Source organism: Pseudomonas sp. SWRI179 (assembly GCF_014268705.1).
Lineage (GTDB): Bacteria > Pseudomonadota > Gammaproteobacteria > Pseudomonadales > Pseudomonadaceae > Aquipseudomonas > Aquipseudomonas zanjanensis.
Window position 1 is genome coordinate 132417 of the sequence record NZ_JABWRA010000003.1, and the last position, 15419, is coordinate 147835.

Genomic DNA, 15419 nt, shown 5'->3' on the forward strand with positions numbered 1-15419 from the left:
TTTAGGCCTCAAGCGCAGTGGCGAGGTCGCGGCAGATTACAACGCGACCATTTCTATCCGACAACAGAATTTCGAACTGACGATGGTTTACTCGCAAGGCAAGCTTACGAGTGATTATCGTGTAGGCATTCCGACTCTCCACGGAACCCATATCTGTTTCGAATTCTTGATTGACAGCTAGATGACTCTGGTTAAACTCAAAAAATGAATCAGAAAACTTATATCGTCAACCTCGGTGATCTCACCGACGATGACCATCCCTTTGGCAATGTCCAAGGGAAAGCCGCCTTCCGAAAGCTCCTTGATGTTGTTGAGGCCCATCCCCAGTACGTCATATTTGGTATCTCACTCGCCGGTATTGAGGCGACGGACGCCTCGTTTCCGAGAGAGAGCGTAGTGGCTGTCGCCAAGTATTTTAAAGGGGAACGTGGTTTTTTTCTGACGGATGTCAACAGCCGGGACCTGCTCGACAACTGGAATTATGCAGCCCGCGCGAAAGACCAGCCTTTGACTGTCTGGGTTGGGGACGATTTTGAGGTCATCGGCCCCGAGATCAGCTCGTCAGCGAAAGAACTGTTGGATTGCGTACTTTCCAAGCGCTCCGTCACTGCCGCTAAGGTGGCAGAAACACTCGATATTTCGGTCCCTAATGCCAGTACCAAATTAAAGAAGCTACTGGATCAGGGGTACATTCTCAGAGCAGAGGAAGCCGCTGAGTCAGGTGGCATCGAGTACGTGTACCACGCCATAGGCGCATCTGCTTAAACAGCTTTACATATCCAGATTTGAGGCGTAGTCTTTCTTACGACGCCAGGGGATTGCTTTGATACCTGGTTAAACTGGATAAATTAATCAGATTGGTGATCGATATGGCTACAAACCCTCCAGCAGGTGATGGGCATCGCAATGGCGCTGTTCGAGACCGTTCTCAAACCCAAACCCCGTCGGGTCACTGGGTGAAGCGAGATACGGAAACTGGCCAGTTTATGGATGTAAAAACCTCGGACAAAACGCCATTCAAAGGCGTCCGCAAAGAGAAATAAGGAGTACTGAAAATGAGTGCAAAATTTGAGATTTTCTTGGGCTCCAATCGGCAGTATTACTTCCGCCTCAAGGCGCCGAATGGCGAAAAAATTCTCGCCAGTGAGGGGTACACGACTAAAGCCAACTGCCAGAACGGCATTCAGTCGGTAAAAATTCACTCGCCTTATGACAATAATTATAAAAGGCTGACGTCCACGAATTACCAGTACTACTTCACTTTGAATGCGAGCAATGGCCAGGTAATCGGAACGGGCGAAACCTACACCACTACGCAGGCGCGGGAGGGAGGAATTACTGCGGTGAAAACCTACGCTCCAGCTGCATCGACTGTGGATTTGACTTAATCCTAGGCCTGCATCCTCAAGCCCCTGTGGTTTAGGGGTTTTTTTTCTCCAGGGAGGGATAGATTTCCTAAAGGAAGACAAGCGATAGTGGTGGCACTGCTGATGGCAATTTCAGGCCATTTGGTGCGCTCAGGGAGGCAGCGAAATGCAGCCAGGCGATAAGGTTCGATTGATAGCCAATCCAACGCGGATTGGCATCCTGGGGAATGAGCAGGATGGCCCACCACACCGACGTCGAATCCTGGTTATTTTTTTAGATGGTAAAGAAGATTTCGTCTTACCTTCGACGCTGGAGGTTCTCCCGAACAAAAAACCAAGTCCTTACGATTGCATCCTCAATGGTAAATTTAGTGGTGGCGAGGATTTACGTGCCGCGATCACTTACCACCGGCTGAGCGGCAAGCTGGCAAACTTGATCTATAGCCTCAACACAACCAACACCCAGTTTTTGGCTTACCAATTCAAACCGGTCTTGCAGTTCTTAGACTCACCCTGCAATGGGATTCTCATTGCGGATGAAGTCGGTCTTGGGAAAACAATTGAAGCAGGTCTGATCTGGACGGAGTTGCGCGCTCGGCTCGATGCCAAGCGCCTATTGATTGTGTGTCCGGCGATGCTGAGGGAAAAGTGGCGTGACGAGTTGTCGAATCGCTTCGGGGTCCAGGCCGATATGGTGGACGCGAACGAACTGCTAAAACGCCTAAAAATTGCTCGCGAGCAGCCACAAGAAAGCTTTGCACTGATAGCCAGCATGCAGGGTTTACGCCCCCCACGCAGCTATGACGACGAGCTGAATCCTGGCCAAGGTGCGGCAGCCAAACTGGCGCGGTTTCTCACCGAGGCTGAGGTGGATGACCCTTTGATCGATATGGTAATCGTGGATGAGGCCCATTACCTCAGAAATCGCGACACCCAAACAAATCGCTTAGGGCGGTTGCTGCGTCCGGTGACGTCGAGTCTGGTGATGCTCTCGGCGACTCCGATACAACTCGGCAGCGCTGATCTATTTAACCTCCTGCAACTCATTGATGAGGATGCTTTCCCCTTCGAGGGCAGCTTTCGGTACAGCCTGGAGGCCAATGCCCCCCTTGTCCGGCTACGAGACCAAATACTTGCCAGGCCCATTACTCCTTCCCAGTTCAAGGAAGGCATCGATGAAGCGCTAAGTGCGCGCTTTCTAGAAGATAATGAGCAGCTTCAATTCCTCGCGCAGCACACGCCCACCGAGCAGGAGTTGAATGACCCAAAGTGGAGGTCTGAACAAGCGGATCGACTTGACCGCATCAATCCACTGAGCAAGGTTGTCACCCGCACGCTTAAACGGGATGTGCAGGACGGTCGGGTGATACGCGTGCCCCACGCCATTCGGGCTACTTTGAGCAATGCCGAAGCCGTGTTCTACGAGGAGGTAACTGCTGCAATTCGAGAGTATTGCTCCCGCCGCGATTCGCCTCCCGGTTTTATGATCACCATTCCTCAGCGTCAAATGTCGAGTTGTATGGCGGCTGCATGTCGGGCGTGGCAGAAAAAAGGCGCAGTCGCTAAGTCCGAGGAACTCGACGAGTTGGTCTACGAGTTAGTAGGTGATGCTGCCGATGACGCTCCTACTGAAGAGCCCGCGTTGGGGTCGCTGTTAACGGCTTTGGTTAGAATTGCACAAGAGGTTGGCAATTATGAGACCTTGAAACGCAATGACAGCAAGTACACCGAGCTGCTCAGCGCCCTACGACGTTACTGGGCTGAAAATCCTGAAAAAAAGGTCGTACTGTTCGCCTTCTACCGACAAACCCTTAGCTATTTGGCAGAGCGGTTACGAGAGGACGGTTTCGAATCAGTATTGGTTTTCGGTGGAATCGATAAGGCTGACGCATTAGCGCGGTTCCGTGATCCCACTGGCCCAAGGATACTTTTATCTTCTGAAGTGGCTTCAGAAGGTGTGGATCTGCAATTTTCAAGTTTGGTCATCAACTATGACCTGCCTTGGAATCCGATGCGGATTGAGCAGCGCATTGGCCGTATTGACCGAATCGGTCAGGAGGCTGAGCGTATTTTCATCTGGAACTTCATGTACGCCGACACCATTGATGAGCGCGTGCACGACCGGTTACTAGAGCGTCTGGACATTTTTACCCGCGCCCTCGGCAGTATGGAGGGAGTACTGGGAGAGCCTATCAAAGACTTAACCCAGTACCTGCTCACACACAAGTTGTCGCCGGAAGAGGAAATACAGCGCATCAACCAAGCGTCTGTTGCAATTGAGAATATGAACCGGCAACAGGTTGAACTGGAAGCTGAGGCAACTCAGCTGATTGCACATGGCGACTTCATCCAAAATAAGGTGCGCGCTGCGCGCGAGCTAGGGCGATATATCCGTGGGGAGGATCTGCTGACTTACGTGCGGGACTTTTTTTACGAAGCTTATCCTGGGACCCGCTTCGCTCCGACTGAACGTGATGTCATGGAATTTGTAGTTGAGTTATCGGTAACCGCCAAGGTCGAGCTTAACTCCTTTATCGAAATGAATCGGCTTCAAGGCCGTACTCAACTGGTTAGTTCAAGGCCTAAGCCATTGCTGTTCGAAAATCGCCAAGGTCAACCCTCGCACGCGTTCGAGCGGGTCACCCAAGATCATCCGTTGATTCGATTTGTTACCGAGCAGCTCTCCAAATTAGGCCGTACTGCTGCGCGATTCCCTGTATCTGCAATCGATCTACCGTCCTTCAAGGTTCAGGGTTTTGAGGCGGGTGTTTATGTGTTTTCTGTCCACCGCTGGCAAGTGACGGGGACACGCGATACTGAGCGTTTGGAGTACGTTGTTGGAAGGCTTTCTATCGGGACGTTTGTTGATAGTGAGGCATCCGAACATCTGGTGAATATGGCCGCGATTGAGGGACGTCAGTGGCTGGGAGTATCGAATGACTTGAACACTGCCGAGGCCGGTCAACTATTCTCCGATTGTCTCGATGAATCCAATAACCGATTTATTGGTTTTCGAGACGCACAAGGTCGAGAGGATCGTGACCGCCTGACGATGATGAAGAACGCTCTACGTTCCCACCTCGATAAGCAGGCGGACCGTCTTATTCAAACGATTCAGAGCTATCGTGCGTCTGGCATTGAGAGCCGTATGCGGTTGGTCCCTGCTGTAGAGGGGAAACTGAAGAAGCTCCGTACCCGTATTGAAGAACGGATTGCAGAGTTGGAATTGAAAAGTGGTGGTGTTGCCAACGAAGATTTTGTAAGCGGTGGTGTTATTCGATTGCTCTAATTCAAGGAATAGAATGATGCGTGTCACGCTGGCTGAGCAATTTAAGGAGGCGTTCGCTAAAGCGGGCAAGGAAATCCCCTCTGTCGAAAAGCCGGACGTGGCGCCTAAGCCGCCCCCACAGCATAAGCGGATCGAATCGCAACGTGGACACCCGGATGGTACAGGCGCTTCTGGACCTCGGGAGAAAGCTCAAGCTTCCGCAAAGAGTCCGCCACGCGCTACGCCTGTCAGCAAAAAGCAGGATGCGGTAAAGAGAAAAAAGCAGCGCCCCTCCAAACCTCAACGGATGGTCTCCCTAGGGAAAAAGACGCCTACGGCGTTCCAGCCTCTCGATTACGATGTCTACAGACGAGGCATGACTCCCTCGAAGCCGAACGACTTACCCTTGGATTCCGCATGCGATCCAGATGGTCACTATGGTGTGTCCTTGCTGCCCTCCTCTAGGCCGAATTGGGAATCCCTAGTAGAGACCACGGCACCGCCGCTGCTGACTTTTGCGTTGACCGGTCAAGAGGTGCAATGTCGGCAAAAGGCCAATTGCGATTTAGCTGTAGAGCGAGAGTTAGTGCTTGGTCTTGATTTCGGTACATCTACTGTAAAAGCCGTGATTGGGGACAGTGCCTTGGGGCGCGAGGGAATATCTTTCGCTATCCCGTTCCGTAAAGATCCAGGCGTAGCTGGTTACCTGCTGCCATGCAGGTTGTATCAGCAGGAAGAAATTTTTTCACTCCGTGCTGGCGGTGCGGTGCACTCTGATTTGAAGCTTGATTTGCTTGCGAACGTCGAATCGATGGAGTGTCGGCGACGGGTAGTGGCCTTCTTGGCTTTAGTCATTCGACAGTCCCGAGCTTGGTTATTTACTCAGCATTCCTCGGTGTACTCATCCAGTCAGATCATCTGGAAATTGTCTGTTGGTTTACCCTCCGAAAGTCATTTCACCAGCACGGAGGCTCCACTTTTTGAGCTACTAGTCAGGGCTGCGTGGATTCTGGCAGCGGATTCCGCGTTTGATCTGCATATTTTGAATGTGGACAATGCCTTGATTCGTTCCCACCAATTGCAGAATGGTGAGGCTCCGGAGAATCATGAGGATATCGAGGTCTCGGTCGTTCCAGAAATTGCCGCTCAAATCTACGGCTACGTCGCTTCAGAACAGTTCGATCCTAACGCGCCTAATGACTTCATGATGGTCGACGTGGGGGCAGGGACGGTTGATGTGTCGTTGTTTCACGTCAAGCCCGGAAGAGGTGGGAAGTGGGACTTCGAGTTTTACACCACAGTCGTCAAGCCCTACGGTGCGATCAACCTTCATCGCCGGCGGTTAGATTGGTGGAAGGAAGTCATACAGAAAAATTATCCGGAAATGCTTGGACTGGCTTTAGCCGTTGACGAAGGTAAAAAAGTCAGCGACATCCAGTCTGGCTTGCCTGCATCGTTGGGAGACTATTTTACCAATGCTGCTGTCGTGTTCACGACACCAGACCAACACGTCGATACGGCTTTTTTTAAGCAGGTATTCAGCCACGTTTTTCACGACGGTTATTGGAAAGCTTCCAAAGGGCTTCTCACGCGTAATGATCTAAACAATATCCCTGTTTACCTTTGTGGCGGCGGAAGTCGACATCCCATTTTCCAAAAATTGACGGAGGCCAACGGCCACCGCAGTTTTTATTCGTGGATGAGGCTCAATTTCCAGGCGCTCAACAAGCCCTCTAACCTTGATGCTCCAGGTCTCAGCCGCTTGGAGTTTGATAGGCTATCGGTAGCGTACGGCTTAAGCTTCTTGGACGTGGGGAAGATCGTTAAAGCGATTCCGCGTCCGCAGTTGATATCGGTCGCGTCCGATACTTGGAGGGATAACTACATCGACAAGTAGCTCAGGCAGGCCGATTGTTTGAGGTCAGATGACTGTGTTGTTGGCGTCTACGGCAAATTGACCCTGTTGTCGAGATGTCACTGACTCAGGCTGTTTCTCGCGAACCATTGCCCTTGCTGAGTTTGTTTAGATTTTGAAGTGGATCAGTCTTGCGTCAGCATGTGGGTAAATTCGGCCTTGGCCTCACGCAAAATGACGTTAAATGGGTGTTAATGGGTGTTTAATTGGGCTTTAAGAGCTGAAGCTCGTTTCAGATCAATTCCTCGACTGGAAGAGGTGCGGCTTAGCTTTCCGGCTCGCTGCTCTCGCCCGGGGAAGATTTTTCCCCATGGCAGGCTCTGAAAGGATGGGGCGGATAACCGATGCGATTGGCCGTGAGCCACGGCCGGATCCTAGGTCGTAGAGGTGGAAGCTTTGACAGACGCCAATCTGCTGGCGAAATTACAAGCTGAGAACACGAGGCTAATTGCCTTGCTTGACGCTCATGGGATTGATTGGCACCTGCCTGTTGAACCGGTCAAGATGCAGGTTGCTCAAATTGAGGCTTCGCGGCTGCTCAATACAGATGCCAAGGTTGACCTATTCAGAAACCTGTTTCGCGGTAGAGCCGACGTTTATCCCATCCGTTGGGAAAGCAAGGCCGGCAAGTCAGGATACGCGCCAGCCTGTGCTAACGAATGGCGCCCTGGGGTTTGTGAAAAGCCACGAATCAAATGTGGCGATTGCGGCAATCGTCAATTGCTGCCGCTGACTGATGAGGTGATTTTTCGTCACTTGGCAGGCGACGTGGTGGTTGGTATCTATCCTTTGCTCCCTGATGACAGCTGTTACTTTCTGGCCGTCGACTTCGATGAGGCTGAATGGCGTGATGATGCCCGAGCTTTTGTTCAGTCGTGTCATGAGCTAAATGTCCCAGTGGCATTGGAGATTTCACGCTCAGGCAATGGTGCTCATGCGTGGATTTTTTTCGACCGTAATATTTCTGCTTTTGATGCACGCCGCCTAGGTGCTTCGATCATCAGTCATGCCTGTGAGCGTACTCGCCAATTGGCACTCAGTTCCTATGATCGACTATTTCCAAACCAGGACTATATGCCGAAGGGTGGCTTTGGGAACCTCATTGCTCTGCCTTTGCAAAAGCGTGCAAGGGCGAAAAATAACAGCGTATTTGTAGATGAGTCACTTGAACCTCATTCCGATCAATGGGCCTTTCTGGCCTCCATTCAGCGGATGAGCCCTGGGGATATTGAGCCGGCTATTATCCGGGCGATGGGTAACCGTGATCCTGTAGGCGTCGCGTATGTTGAGGACGGGGGAGATGCAGAGCCTTGGAAAGGTCGCGATACGAGATCGCATAAGTTAACTTGCCCATTACCTGCGTCTCTCCGTATCACATTGGCAAACCTGGTGTACTTCGAAAAATCGGAGTTACCGCAACCCTTGGCAAACCAGCTTGTCCGACTCGCGGCATTTCAAAACCCTGAATTTTATAAAGCCCAGGCAATGCGAATGTCCGTCTGGAACAAGCCTCGGATCATTGGCTGCGCGCAAAATTTCCCTAAACACATCGCCTTACCACGGGGATGCTTGGATGCGGCTCTGGAGCTTCTGGAGGAAAATGGAATCACCGCTGAGTTCCAAGATGAACGCTTTGCGGGCGACCCCATCGGCGTGAGTTTTCTCGGCACGTTGCGTTCTGATCAGGAAGTTGCGGTCAGCTCGATGCTTAGTCATGACGTCGGTATCCTGTGTGCGCCGACAGCATTTGGCAAAACCGTAACTGCCGCCGCGTTGATAGCGAAGCGTAGTGTTAACACGTTGGTGCTCGTGCATAGGACTGAGCTGCTACGGCAATGGCAAGAGCGTTTGCATGCATTTCTAGGTGTTGGCAATGAAGTCGTGGGTACTATCGGTGGTGGAAAGGCAAAACCCACAGGTGTCATCGATATCGCTGTAATGCAGTCTTTATCGCGAAAAGGTGAGGTCAGCGATACGGTAAAAAACTACGGCCAGATCATAGTTGATGAGTGCCATCACGTGTCAGCGCTCTCGTTCGAGTCGTTACTGAGAAGTGCGGTTGCAAGGTATGTGGTGGGACTTACAGCAACTCCAATACGACGTGATGGGCAGCAACCTATCATCTTTATGCAATGCGGACCGATCCGGCACTCTGCTACTCGACCGGCAAGTGCCCCTCATGATTTGTCTGTGGTGCCCCGATTACTTTCCAAGCCCATTGTCGTCCCCGATGGCTCAGGGATTCAGGATGTATTTCGACATTTAGCCGACGATGTCGAGCGTACAGCCAAAATTGTCTCCGAGGTTGAGCTAGCCTTTAGCCAAGGTAGGAAGATCTTGGTGCTGACTGAGCGTACTGAACATGTGGATGCACTTGAGACTGAATTGAAGGGGCGCGTGCATAACCTTTTTACACTTCATGGGCGTGTGCCAAAAAAGCAGCGAATCGCCCGCATGCACGATCTCGACTCACTGCCACCTGATGCTCCACGCGTCCTCGTTGCAACTGGAAAGCTAGTTGGTGAAGGCTTCGATCATCCAGCATTGGACACATTGGTGCTGGCAATGCCTATCTCTTGGAAAGGAATTCTTCAGCAATACGCAGGCCGATTGCATCGAGCGCATGCCGATAAGGCCGACGTGCGAGTGATCGACTTCGTTGACGCGGGTAATGTCGCGTTGATGAGGATGTGGGATAAGCGGCAGGCGGGGTACAAAGCGATGGGTTACCGAATGGCTGACTCCCTAGCCACTATGGACTTGCTCTAGGAGCACGGTCCCTTTGGATTCGGATTTTCGATACAGCCAGCAGGCACCTTCATTATGGGGTGAAGGATGCTGGTTCCGGAAACGACATTTAATAAGGTCAAAAAACCGCAAAACGACACTATTTAAGGCTCATCAGCGACATTTATGGTGCCCATGTTCCACGTGGAACCCTGATTCCATCTGGGGTACGCATGACACTTAATATGCCCATCGACACTTCTGCAGCGCTCCGCTCCAACAAAAGCCAACGCACATGCGTTGGCTTTTTTTTACGCTTGAAAATGTCCGCTTCTTCTCGGACCCATCGGTCACAAACGGGGTAGCTGGGTAACAACCTGGCATAAAGCCTTCATTCTCAATGGGTTAGGAATCTGAGAAGAGCCCCGGTTACCGGGGGCCTCAGGTTTTCTGGCGTAAAACTTGCGTGTTTAATAACTTACACATCGTTTTTTTAAATTTACAGGAAACGATGGGATCGAGGTGGTACGAATAAATCCAAATGCCAAGGGTTGTCTCAATGAGTGGTACGCAAACTTCCGATAATCTGACGCAAGGGCTCAAGCCCCGTCATGTGACGATGCTCTCCATCGCCGGTGTGATTGGCGCCGGCCTGTTCGTCGGCTCCGGCCACGCGATCGCTGCGGCCGGTCCCGCCGTGCTGCTGGCCTACGCTGCCGCGGGTGCCTTGGTGGTGCTGGTGATGCGGATGCTCGGCGAAATGGCGGTGGCTTCGCCGGACACCGGCTCCTTCTCGACGTATGCGGACCGAGCGATTGGGCACTGGGCCGGTTTCACCATCGGCTGGCTCTACTGGTGGTTCTGGGTCCTGGTGATTCCGCTGGAGGCCAACGCTGCCGCAACGATTCTTCATGCGTGGTTCCCGGACATTGCAATCTGGGCCTTCACGCTGGTCATTACCCTGCTGTTGACGGTCACTAACCTGTTCAGCGTGAAGAATTATGGCGAGTTCGAATTCTGGTTCGCCCTGGTCAAGGTGCTGGCGATCATTGGCTTCATCGGCCTGGGTGTGATGGCGATCTTTGGTTTCCTGCCCTCCAGCCAGGTCAGCGGCGTTTCGCACCTGTTCGACACCCAGGGCTTCCTGCCCAACGGTATGGGCGCGGTGCTGGGGGCGATCCTGACCACCATGTTTTCGTTCATGGGCACCGAGATCGTGACCATCGCCGCGGCTGAATCGAAGAACCCAGGCCAGCAGATTTCCAAGGCGACCAACTCGGTGATCTGGCGGATTGGCTTGTTCTACCTCGTCTCCATCTTCATCGTCGTGGCCCTGGTGCCGTGGAACGACCCACTCCTGGCCAGCGTCGGCTCCTACCAGACGGTGCTGGAACGCATGGGCATTCCCAATGCCAAGCTGATCGTCGATATCGTGGTGTTGGTGGCGGTCACCAGTTGCTTGAATTCGGCGCTGTACACGGCCTCCCGGATGATGTTCTCGTTAGGCAAGCGCGGTGATGCGCCGGCCGTTTCCCAGCGCACTAACAAGAGCGGTACGCCTTATTGGGCGGTGATGCTGTCAACCGGTGCGGCCTTCCTCGCGGTGTTTGCCAACTACGTGGCACCGGCGGCGGTCTTTGAATTCCTGCTGGCCAGTTCGGGTGCCATTGCGTTGTTGGTGTACCTGGTCATCGCGGTTTCGCAGCTGCGTATGCGCAAGCAACGTATAGCCCGTGGTGAAAAAATCGCCTTCAGCATGTGGCTGTTCCCCGGCCTGACCTACGCGGTGATTATCTTCATCGTCGGGGCTTTGACCATCATGCTGTTCCAGGAAGCCCACCGTGTGGAGATCCTGGCGACGGGGCTGCTCAGCGGGCTGGTGGTCGTGTCCGGATTGCTGATACAGCGCCGCCGGATCGCAAAGGCTGGGAGCCTGGTGCGGATGGTCAGTTGATATCCATTGTGGTGAGGGAGCTTGCTCCCGCTTGAGGACGGAGCACTCACAGAAAAGGGGCTGCTGCGCAGCCCAGCGGGAGCAAGCTCCCTCGCCACAGAGGTATCCAACTGACCTTTTTTAACTTGCGACAGACGCCTCACTCCCCGCCGCGACACTCTCCAACCGATACCCATACCCATAAATCGTCAGCAACTGCCAACCCCGATCCGCCGTCAGCCCGAGCTTGTTGCGCAGACGGTAGATGTGGGTGTCGAGCGGGCGGGACGAGGTCATTTCCTCATGGGTCCAGAAGCGCTCGTAGAAGTATTCCCGGGACAGCGGCCGGCCCAGGTTGGCGAACAGGCACCGGGCCAGGCGGTATTCCCGTTCGGTCAGGCTGATGGGAATGCCGGCGCGGGTGATGGTCAGTTCGGCGTCGTCGAACGCCAGGTCGTTGAACACCAGCACGTCGCTGGCGGGCGCGCGTTGCAGGTTATGACGGCGCAGCACAGCGGTGACGCGGGCCTTGAGCTCGTTGGGCCTGAAGGGTTTGCTCACGTAGTCGTCGGCACCGGCATTGAGGGCCTGGACGATGTCGTGTTCGCCGTCGCGGCTGGTCAGCATGATGGCGGCCGGTGGCGAATCCATGTGTTCGCGGGTCCAGCGCAGTAGCGAGAGCCCACTGAGGTCGGGCAGTTGCCAGTCGAGGATCAACAAGTCGAAGGTTTCCCGGCGCAATTGCCGCAACAGGTCTTCGCCTCGCTCAAAGCTGTGCAGCGTCCAGGCTGGCTCGTTCCTGCCGGGGATTTGTTGCAAGGTCTGTTCTACCCGGCGCAGCTCGGCCGGTTCATCGTCCAGTATGGCGACACGCATGGAATGCGATTCCTTGATCTCGAAAATAACGGACATCTTCAGGTGGCAATAAAAGGCAGCCAGGGGCTGATCCATTGACCTGTCGCTGGCTGCGACAATACCGGCTCGCCGCACGGAGGGAAAGGCAGCAGCGCGCCACCCATCGAGTTCGTTATAGTCGTGGGCTTGATACAGACCTGTGAAGAGATCCCCAGTTCTTGAGTTCGGCCAGGAGGCCTATGAGTAACCAGCGTCGCCGTGAGAGTCGTGAGCCCACCCAGGTCCAGCGGTTGTTCCGCCAGTTGGTGCGGGAGTGGTTATGGATAAGTCTGCTGCTGTTGCCGTTGACGGCCTTGCTGTCATTGAGCAGCCAATCAACGGGTGACCATTCAGGTGCTGCGTTGTTGTCGGTGTGCCTGGTGGGGGGCGTGTTGGGTTTGTTGCTGTTGCGCCCGCGCCTGGCCCTGTGGACAACCGTGGGCGGCATGAGCCTGGCCCTGCTGATCAGCGCCGTACTGGGTGCGCAGGGTTGGTGGTGGTCGCCCATGGCCAGTGTGCTGGGCATCATGTTCGGCTACTTGATCTGGAATTGGCGGCGCCTGAGTGTGGTGCTGGCCTATTTCGGCTGGGAGCTCGCGCGTCTGGACGCGGAGCCCAAGGTCTTCCCGGAACGTCGTCGTACTTCGTACACCGGCAGCGATCGTTTGCAGGGGCAGATCATGGCCCTGGAACAAGCCATGAGCCGAACCCGCGACACCCGGCGCTTCATCGCCGACGGCCTGGAATACCTGCCCGTGGCGACCATGATCAGCGATCCTCAAGGCAAGTTGCTGCTCGGTAATCGCAAGGCCCGTGAGCTGTTCGGCCATGGCCTGGCGGGCGGCGATGTGCTCGAGCATCTCGCGCAATTGGGTTATCCCGGGTTGGAGCATGGGGCGCATCACCGGTTATCCACATTGCCCTTGGTGGAGTTTCGCGATATTCGCGAGCGCAGCTTGCGCTTGGAACGGGCCGCGCTGTTCCCGGTTGATGGCGATGCGCCGATTGGCTGGTTGCTGAGCCTCACGGATCTGAGCGCCGAACGTGAGGCGGAAGAACAGCGTAGCGTCATGCTGCGTTTCCTCTCCCATGATTTACGCGCGCCTCACTCGGCAATCCTTGCGCTGCTCGATGTGCAGCGGCACCAGGCGGGCGGCGATCATCCGTTGTTCGACCAGATCGAGCGCCAGGTACGTCGCGCGCTGGACCTGACCGAGGGCTTCGTGCAATTGGCCAAGGCGGAATCCGAGGCGTATCAGTTCCAACCCACGCTGTTCGCGATGCTGGTGCTGGATGTGCTCGACCAAGCGCTACCCATCGCCCAGGCAAAGCGCATCCAGTTGGTTCATGAACTGGAAGATGAAGAGGCGATGGTGAGGGCGGATCAATCGTTGCTGACCCGTGCGCTGTTCAATCTGCTGGAAAATGCCATCAAGTACAGCCCGCCCGACGCCTGCATTTTCCTGCAGGTGCATTGCGCGTCGGGCTGGTTGATCTGCAATGTCGCCGACCAGGGCAAAGGCATCAGCGCCGAAGAACTGCCGGACCTGTTCAGCCAGTACCGACGATTTTCGTCGGCTCAAGGGGTGGATGGCATTGGCCTGGGATTATCGATGGTCAAGGCCGTGGTGGACCATCACGAGGGGAAAATCGAGTGCCACAGCGTAGTGGGCAAGGGCACGACGTTCAGCCTGCGCTTCCCGTTGCTGGAAGATTAAGGATCGCAGCCTCCGGCAGCGCCTACAGGACCTATCCAATCCTCGTAGGAGCTGCCGAAGGCTGCGATCTTTTGAGTGCTATAAAAACTTATGCACCCGAACACGGCTTTTATGTGTTTATGAAATATGTATTAAAAACAAACACATACAGCATAAAAACAATGAATTCCGAAAAAACGGTACACAGGTTATCCACAGATCTCAAACAGCGGCTTGTTCCGTGGGGACTTCCGCCACAGGGCCGGGAGGAAGCGAACCCATGTCCCGTTGTGCCTGTTCATTCCAGGCTTGTACGCGGTCATTGAGCTCGGCGATGGCGCGGGGGCCAGTGCCTTCGGCATACATCGGCGCGCCGATCACCACGGTGATGACCCCCGGCGTCCTGATCCAGCCAGCCTTTGGCCAGAATTTGCCGGCATTGTGTGCAATCGGCAGCACCGGCAGTTCAGCGTTTACCGCCAATGCGGAACCGCTGCGGGAGAACTTTCCAACCGTCCCGTAAGGAACACGAGTGCCCTCGGGAAAGATCAGCACCCAGGTGTTGTCCCTCAGCAGCTCGTCACCCTTCTTCGCCACTTGCTTGAGCGCCAGTTTGGGGTTGTCGCGATCGATGGCAATCGGGCGCAGCATCGCCATGGCCCAGCCGAAGAACGGTACGAACAGCAGTTCACGCTTGAGAACCTGACTCAACGGCTCGAAATAGGCCGAGAGAAAGAACGTCTCCCAGGTGCTCTGGTGATTGGACTGAATCACGCAGGGCCGGTCCGGCACGTTCTCGGCCCCCTTCACTTCATAGCGAATGCCCAGGAACACCTTGCTCAGCCACAGTGCGCAGCGGCACCAGTACACGTTAATGAAACGGTAGCGCGCCCGGAACGACAAAAAAGGCGCGATAAAAAAACTCAAGGAACACCACAACAAGGAACTGGTGCCCAGCAGCAGGTAAAAGAGGAAGCTTCTGATGGCCTGCAATATCGACATAGCGGCGTTTACCGTTGCGGGCACTGCCCGCCTGTTTAAGCGCTTCCCGAACAGTCCTTGATCAGGATGTCTTGGGAGCTCTAATTGTGGATAAGTTCAGCGGCAATCGCCGCCAGGTCGTCAAAAATCAAGGTGCCCACCGGCAGGGTCTTGCCCAGAGTCTTCTCGCCTTTCCCGGTCTTTACCAAAACTGGCTGACAATCGACGGCCTTGGCCGCCTCCAGGTCACCGAGACTGTCACCGACGAACCACACACCTGCCAAAGCCACATCGTAATGCGCGGCAATGGTTTTCAACATGCCCGGCTTGGGCTTGCGGCAATCGCAGCCGTCGTCCGGCCCGTGCGGGCAATAGACGATCAAGCCGACGTCCCCGCCCTGCTCCGCCACGAGGACGCGCAAGCGCTCGTGCATGGCGTCCAGGACCGTGAGGTCATAGTAACCGCGGGCAATGCCCGACTGGTTGGTGGCCACCGCCACCGTCCAGCCGGCCTTGCTCAACTGCGCGATGGCTTCGATCGAACCGGGCAGCGGCAGCCACTCCTCCACCGATTTGATGTAAGCGTCGGAGTCGTGATTGATCACCCCGTCCCGATCGAGAATCAGCAGTTTCAAGC

Annotated in this window: 10 protein-coding genes; 7 read left to right on the top strand and 3 right to left on the bottom strand. The window is 54.6% G+C overall.

All coding sequences use genetic code 11. The annotated features are described in order from the left end of the window. Nucleotides 1-204: 204 nt before the first annotated feature. The 6 genes from HU767_RS02910 (at nt 205) to gabP (ending at nt 11231) form a co-directional block, all read left to right on the top strand. Nucleotides 205-765 (top strand): helix-turn-helix domain-containing protein, encoded by a 561-nt coding sequence (locus HU767_RS02910; protein WP_186728458.1) that lies wholly within the window; start codon nt 205-207, stop codon nt 763-765. Between the two features lie 290 nt (nt 766-1055). Further along, nucleotides 1056-1388 carry a YegP family protein gene (locus tag HU767_RS02915; RefSeq protein WP_186728459.1) on the top strand — a complete coding sequence of 111 codons (333 nt, stop codon included), beginning with the start codon at nt 1056-1058 and terminating at the stop codon, nt 1386-1388. A gap of 145 nt (nt 1389-1533) precedes the next feature. Beyond that, on the top strand, nt 1534-4656 hold the full coding sequence (locus HU767_RS02920) for an SNF2-related protein (RefSeq protein ID WP_186728460.1): 3123 nt from the start codon (nt 1534-1536) through the stop codon (nt 4654-4656). A gap of 16 nt (nt 4657-4672) precedes the next feature. Further along, nucleotides 4673-6532: a hypothetical protein gene (locus HU767_RS02925; protein ID WP_186728461.1), complete on the top strand. Its 1860-nt coding sequence runs from the start codon at nt 4673-4675 to the stop codon at nt 6530-6532. A gap of 414 nt (nt 6533-6946) precedes the next feature. Continuing rightward, the gene (locus HU767_RS02930) at nt 6947-9319 is read left to right on the top strand and encodes a DEAD/DEAH box helicase (RefSeq protein WP_186728462.1); all 2373 of its coding nucleotides are present in this window, start codon (nt 6947-6949) and stop codon (nt 9317-9319) included. A 517-nt stretch (nt 9320-9836) separates the two neighbouring features. Continuing rightward, entirely contained in the window at nt 9837-11231 is a 1395-nt protein-coding gene (gene gabP, locus HU767_RS02935) for a GABA permease (protein WP_186728463.1), read from the top strand. A 120-nt stretch (nt 11232-11351) separates the two neighbouring features. On the opposite strand, the gene HU767_RS02940 is transcribed toward gabP, so the two are convergent. Then, nucleotides 11352-12086: a response regulator transcription factor gene (locus HU767_RS02940; protein WP_186706455.1), complete on the bottom strand. Its 735-nt coding sequence runs from the start codon at nt 12084-12086 to the stop codon at nt 11352-11354. Between the two features lie 218 nt (nt 12087-12304). On the opposite strand from HU767_RS02940, the gene HU767_RS02945 reads away from it, so the two are divergent. Then, entirely contained in the window at nt 12305-13822 is a 1518-nt protein-coding gene (locus HU767_RS02945) for a PAS domain-containing sensor histidine kinase (protein ID WP_186728464.1), read from the top strand. Between the two features lie 201 nt (nt 13823-14023). Here the strand turns inward: HU767_RS02945 and HU767_RS02950 are convergent, their stop codons facing one another. Beyond that, nucleotides 14024-14803, bottom strand: coding sequence for a lysophospholipid acyltransferase family protein (locus HU767_RS02950; RefSeq protein ID WP_186706453.1), 780 nt, complete (start codon nt 14801-14803; stop codon nt 14024-14026). An 80-nt stretch (nt 14804-14883) separates the two neighbouring features. Further along, complete coding sequence (gmhB, locus tag HU767_RS02955; RefSeq protein ID WP_186728465.1) at nt 14884-15417, bottom strand: D-glycero-beta-D-manno-heptose 1,7-bisphosphate 7-phosphatase; 534 nt, start codon at nt 15415-15417, stop codon at nt 14884-14886. Nucleotides 15418-15419 lie beyond the last annotated feature (2 nt).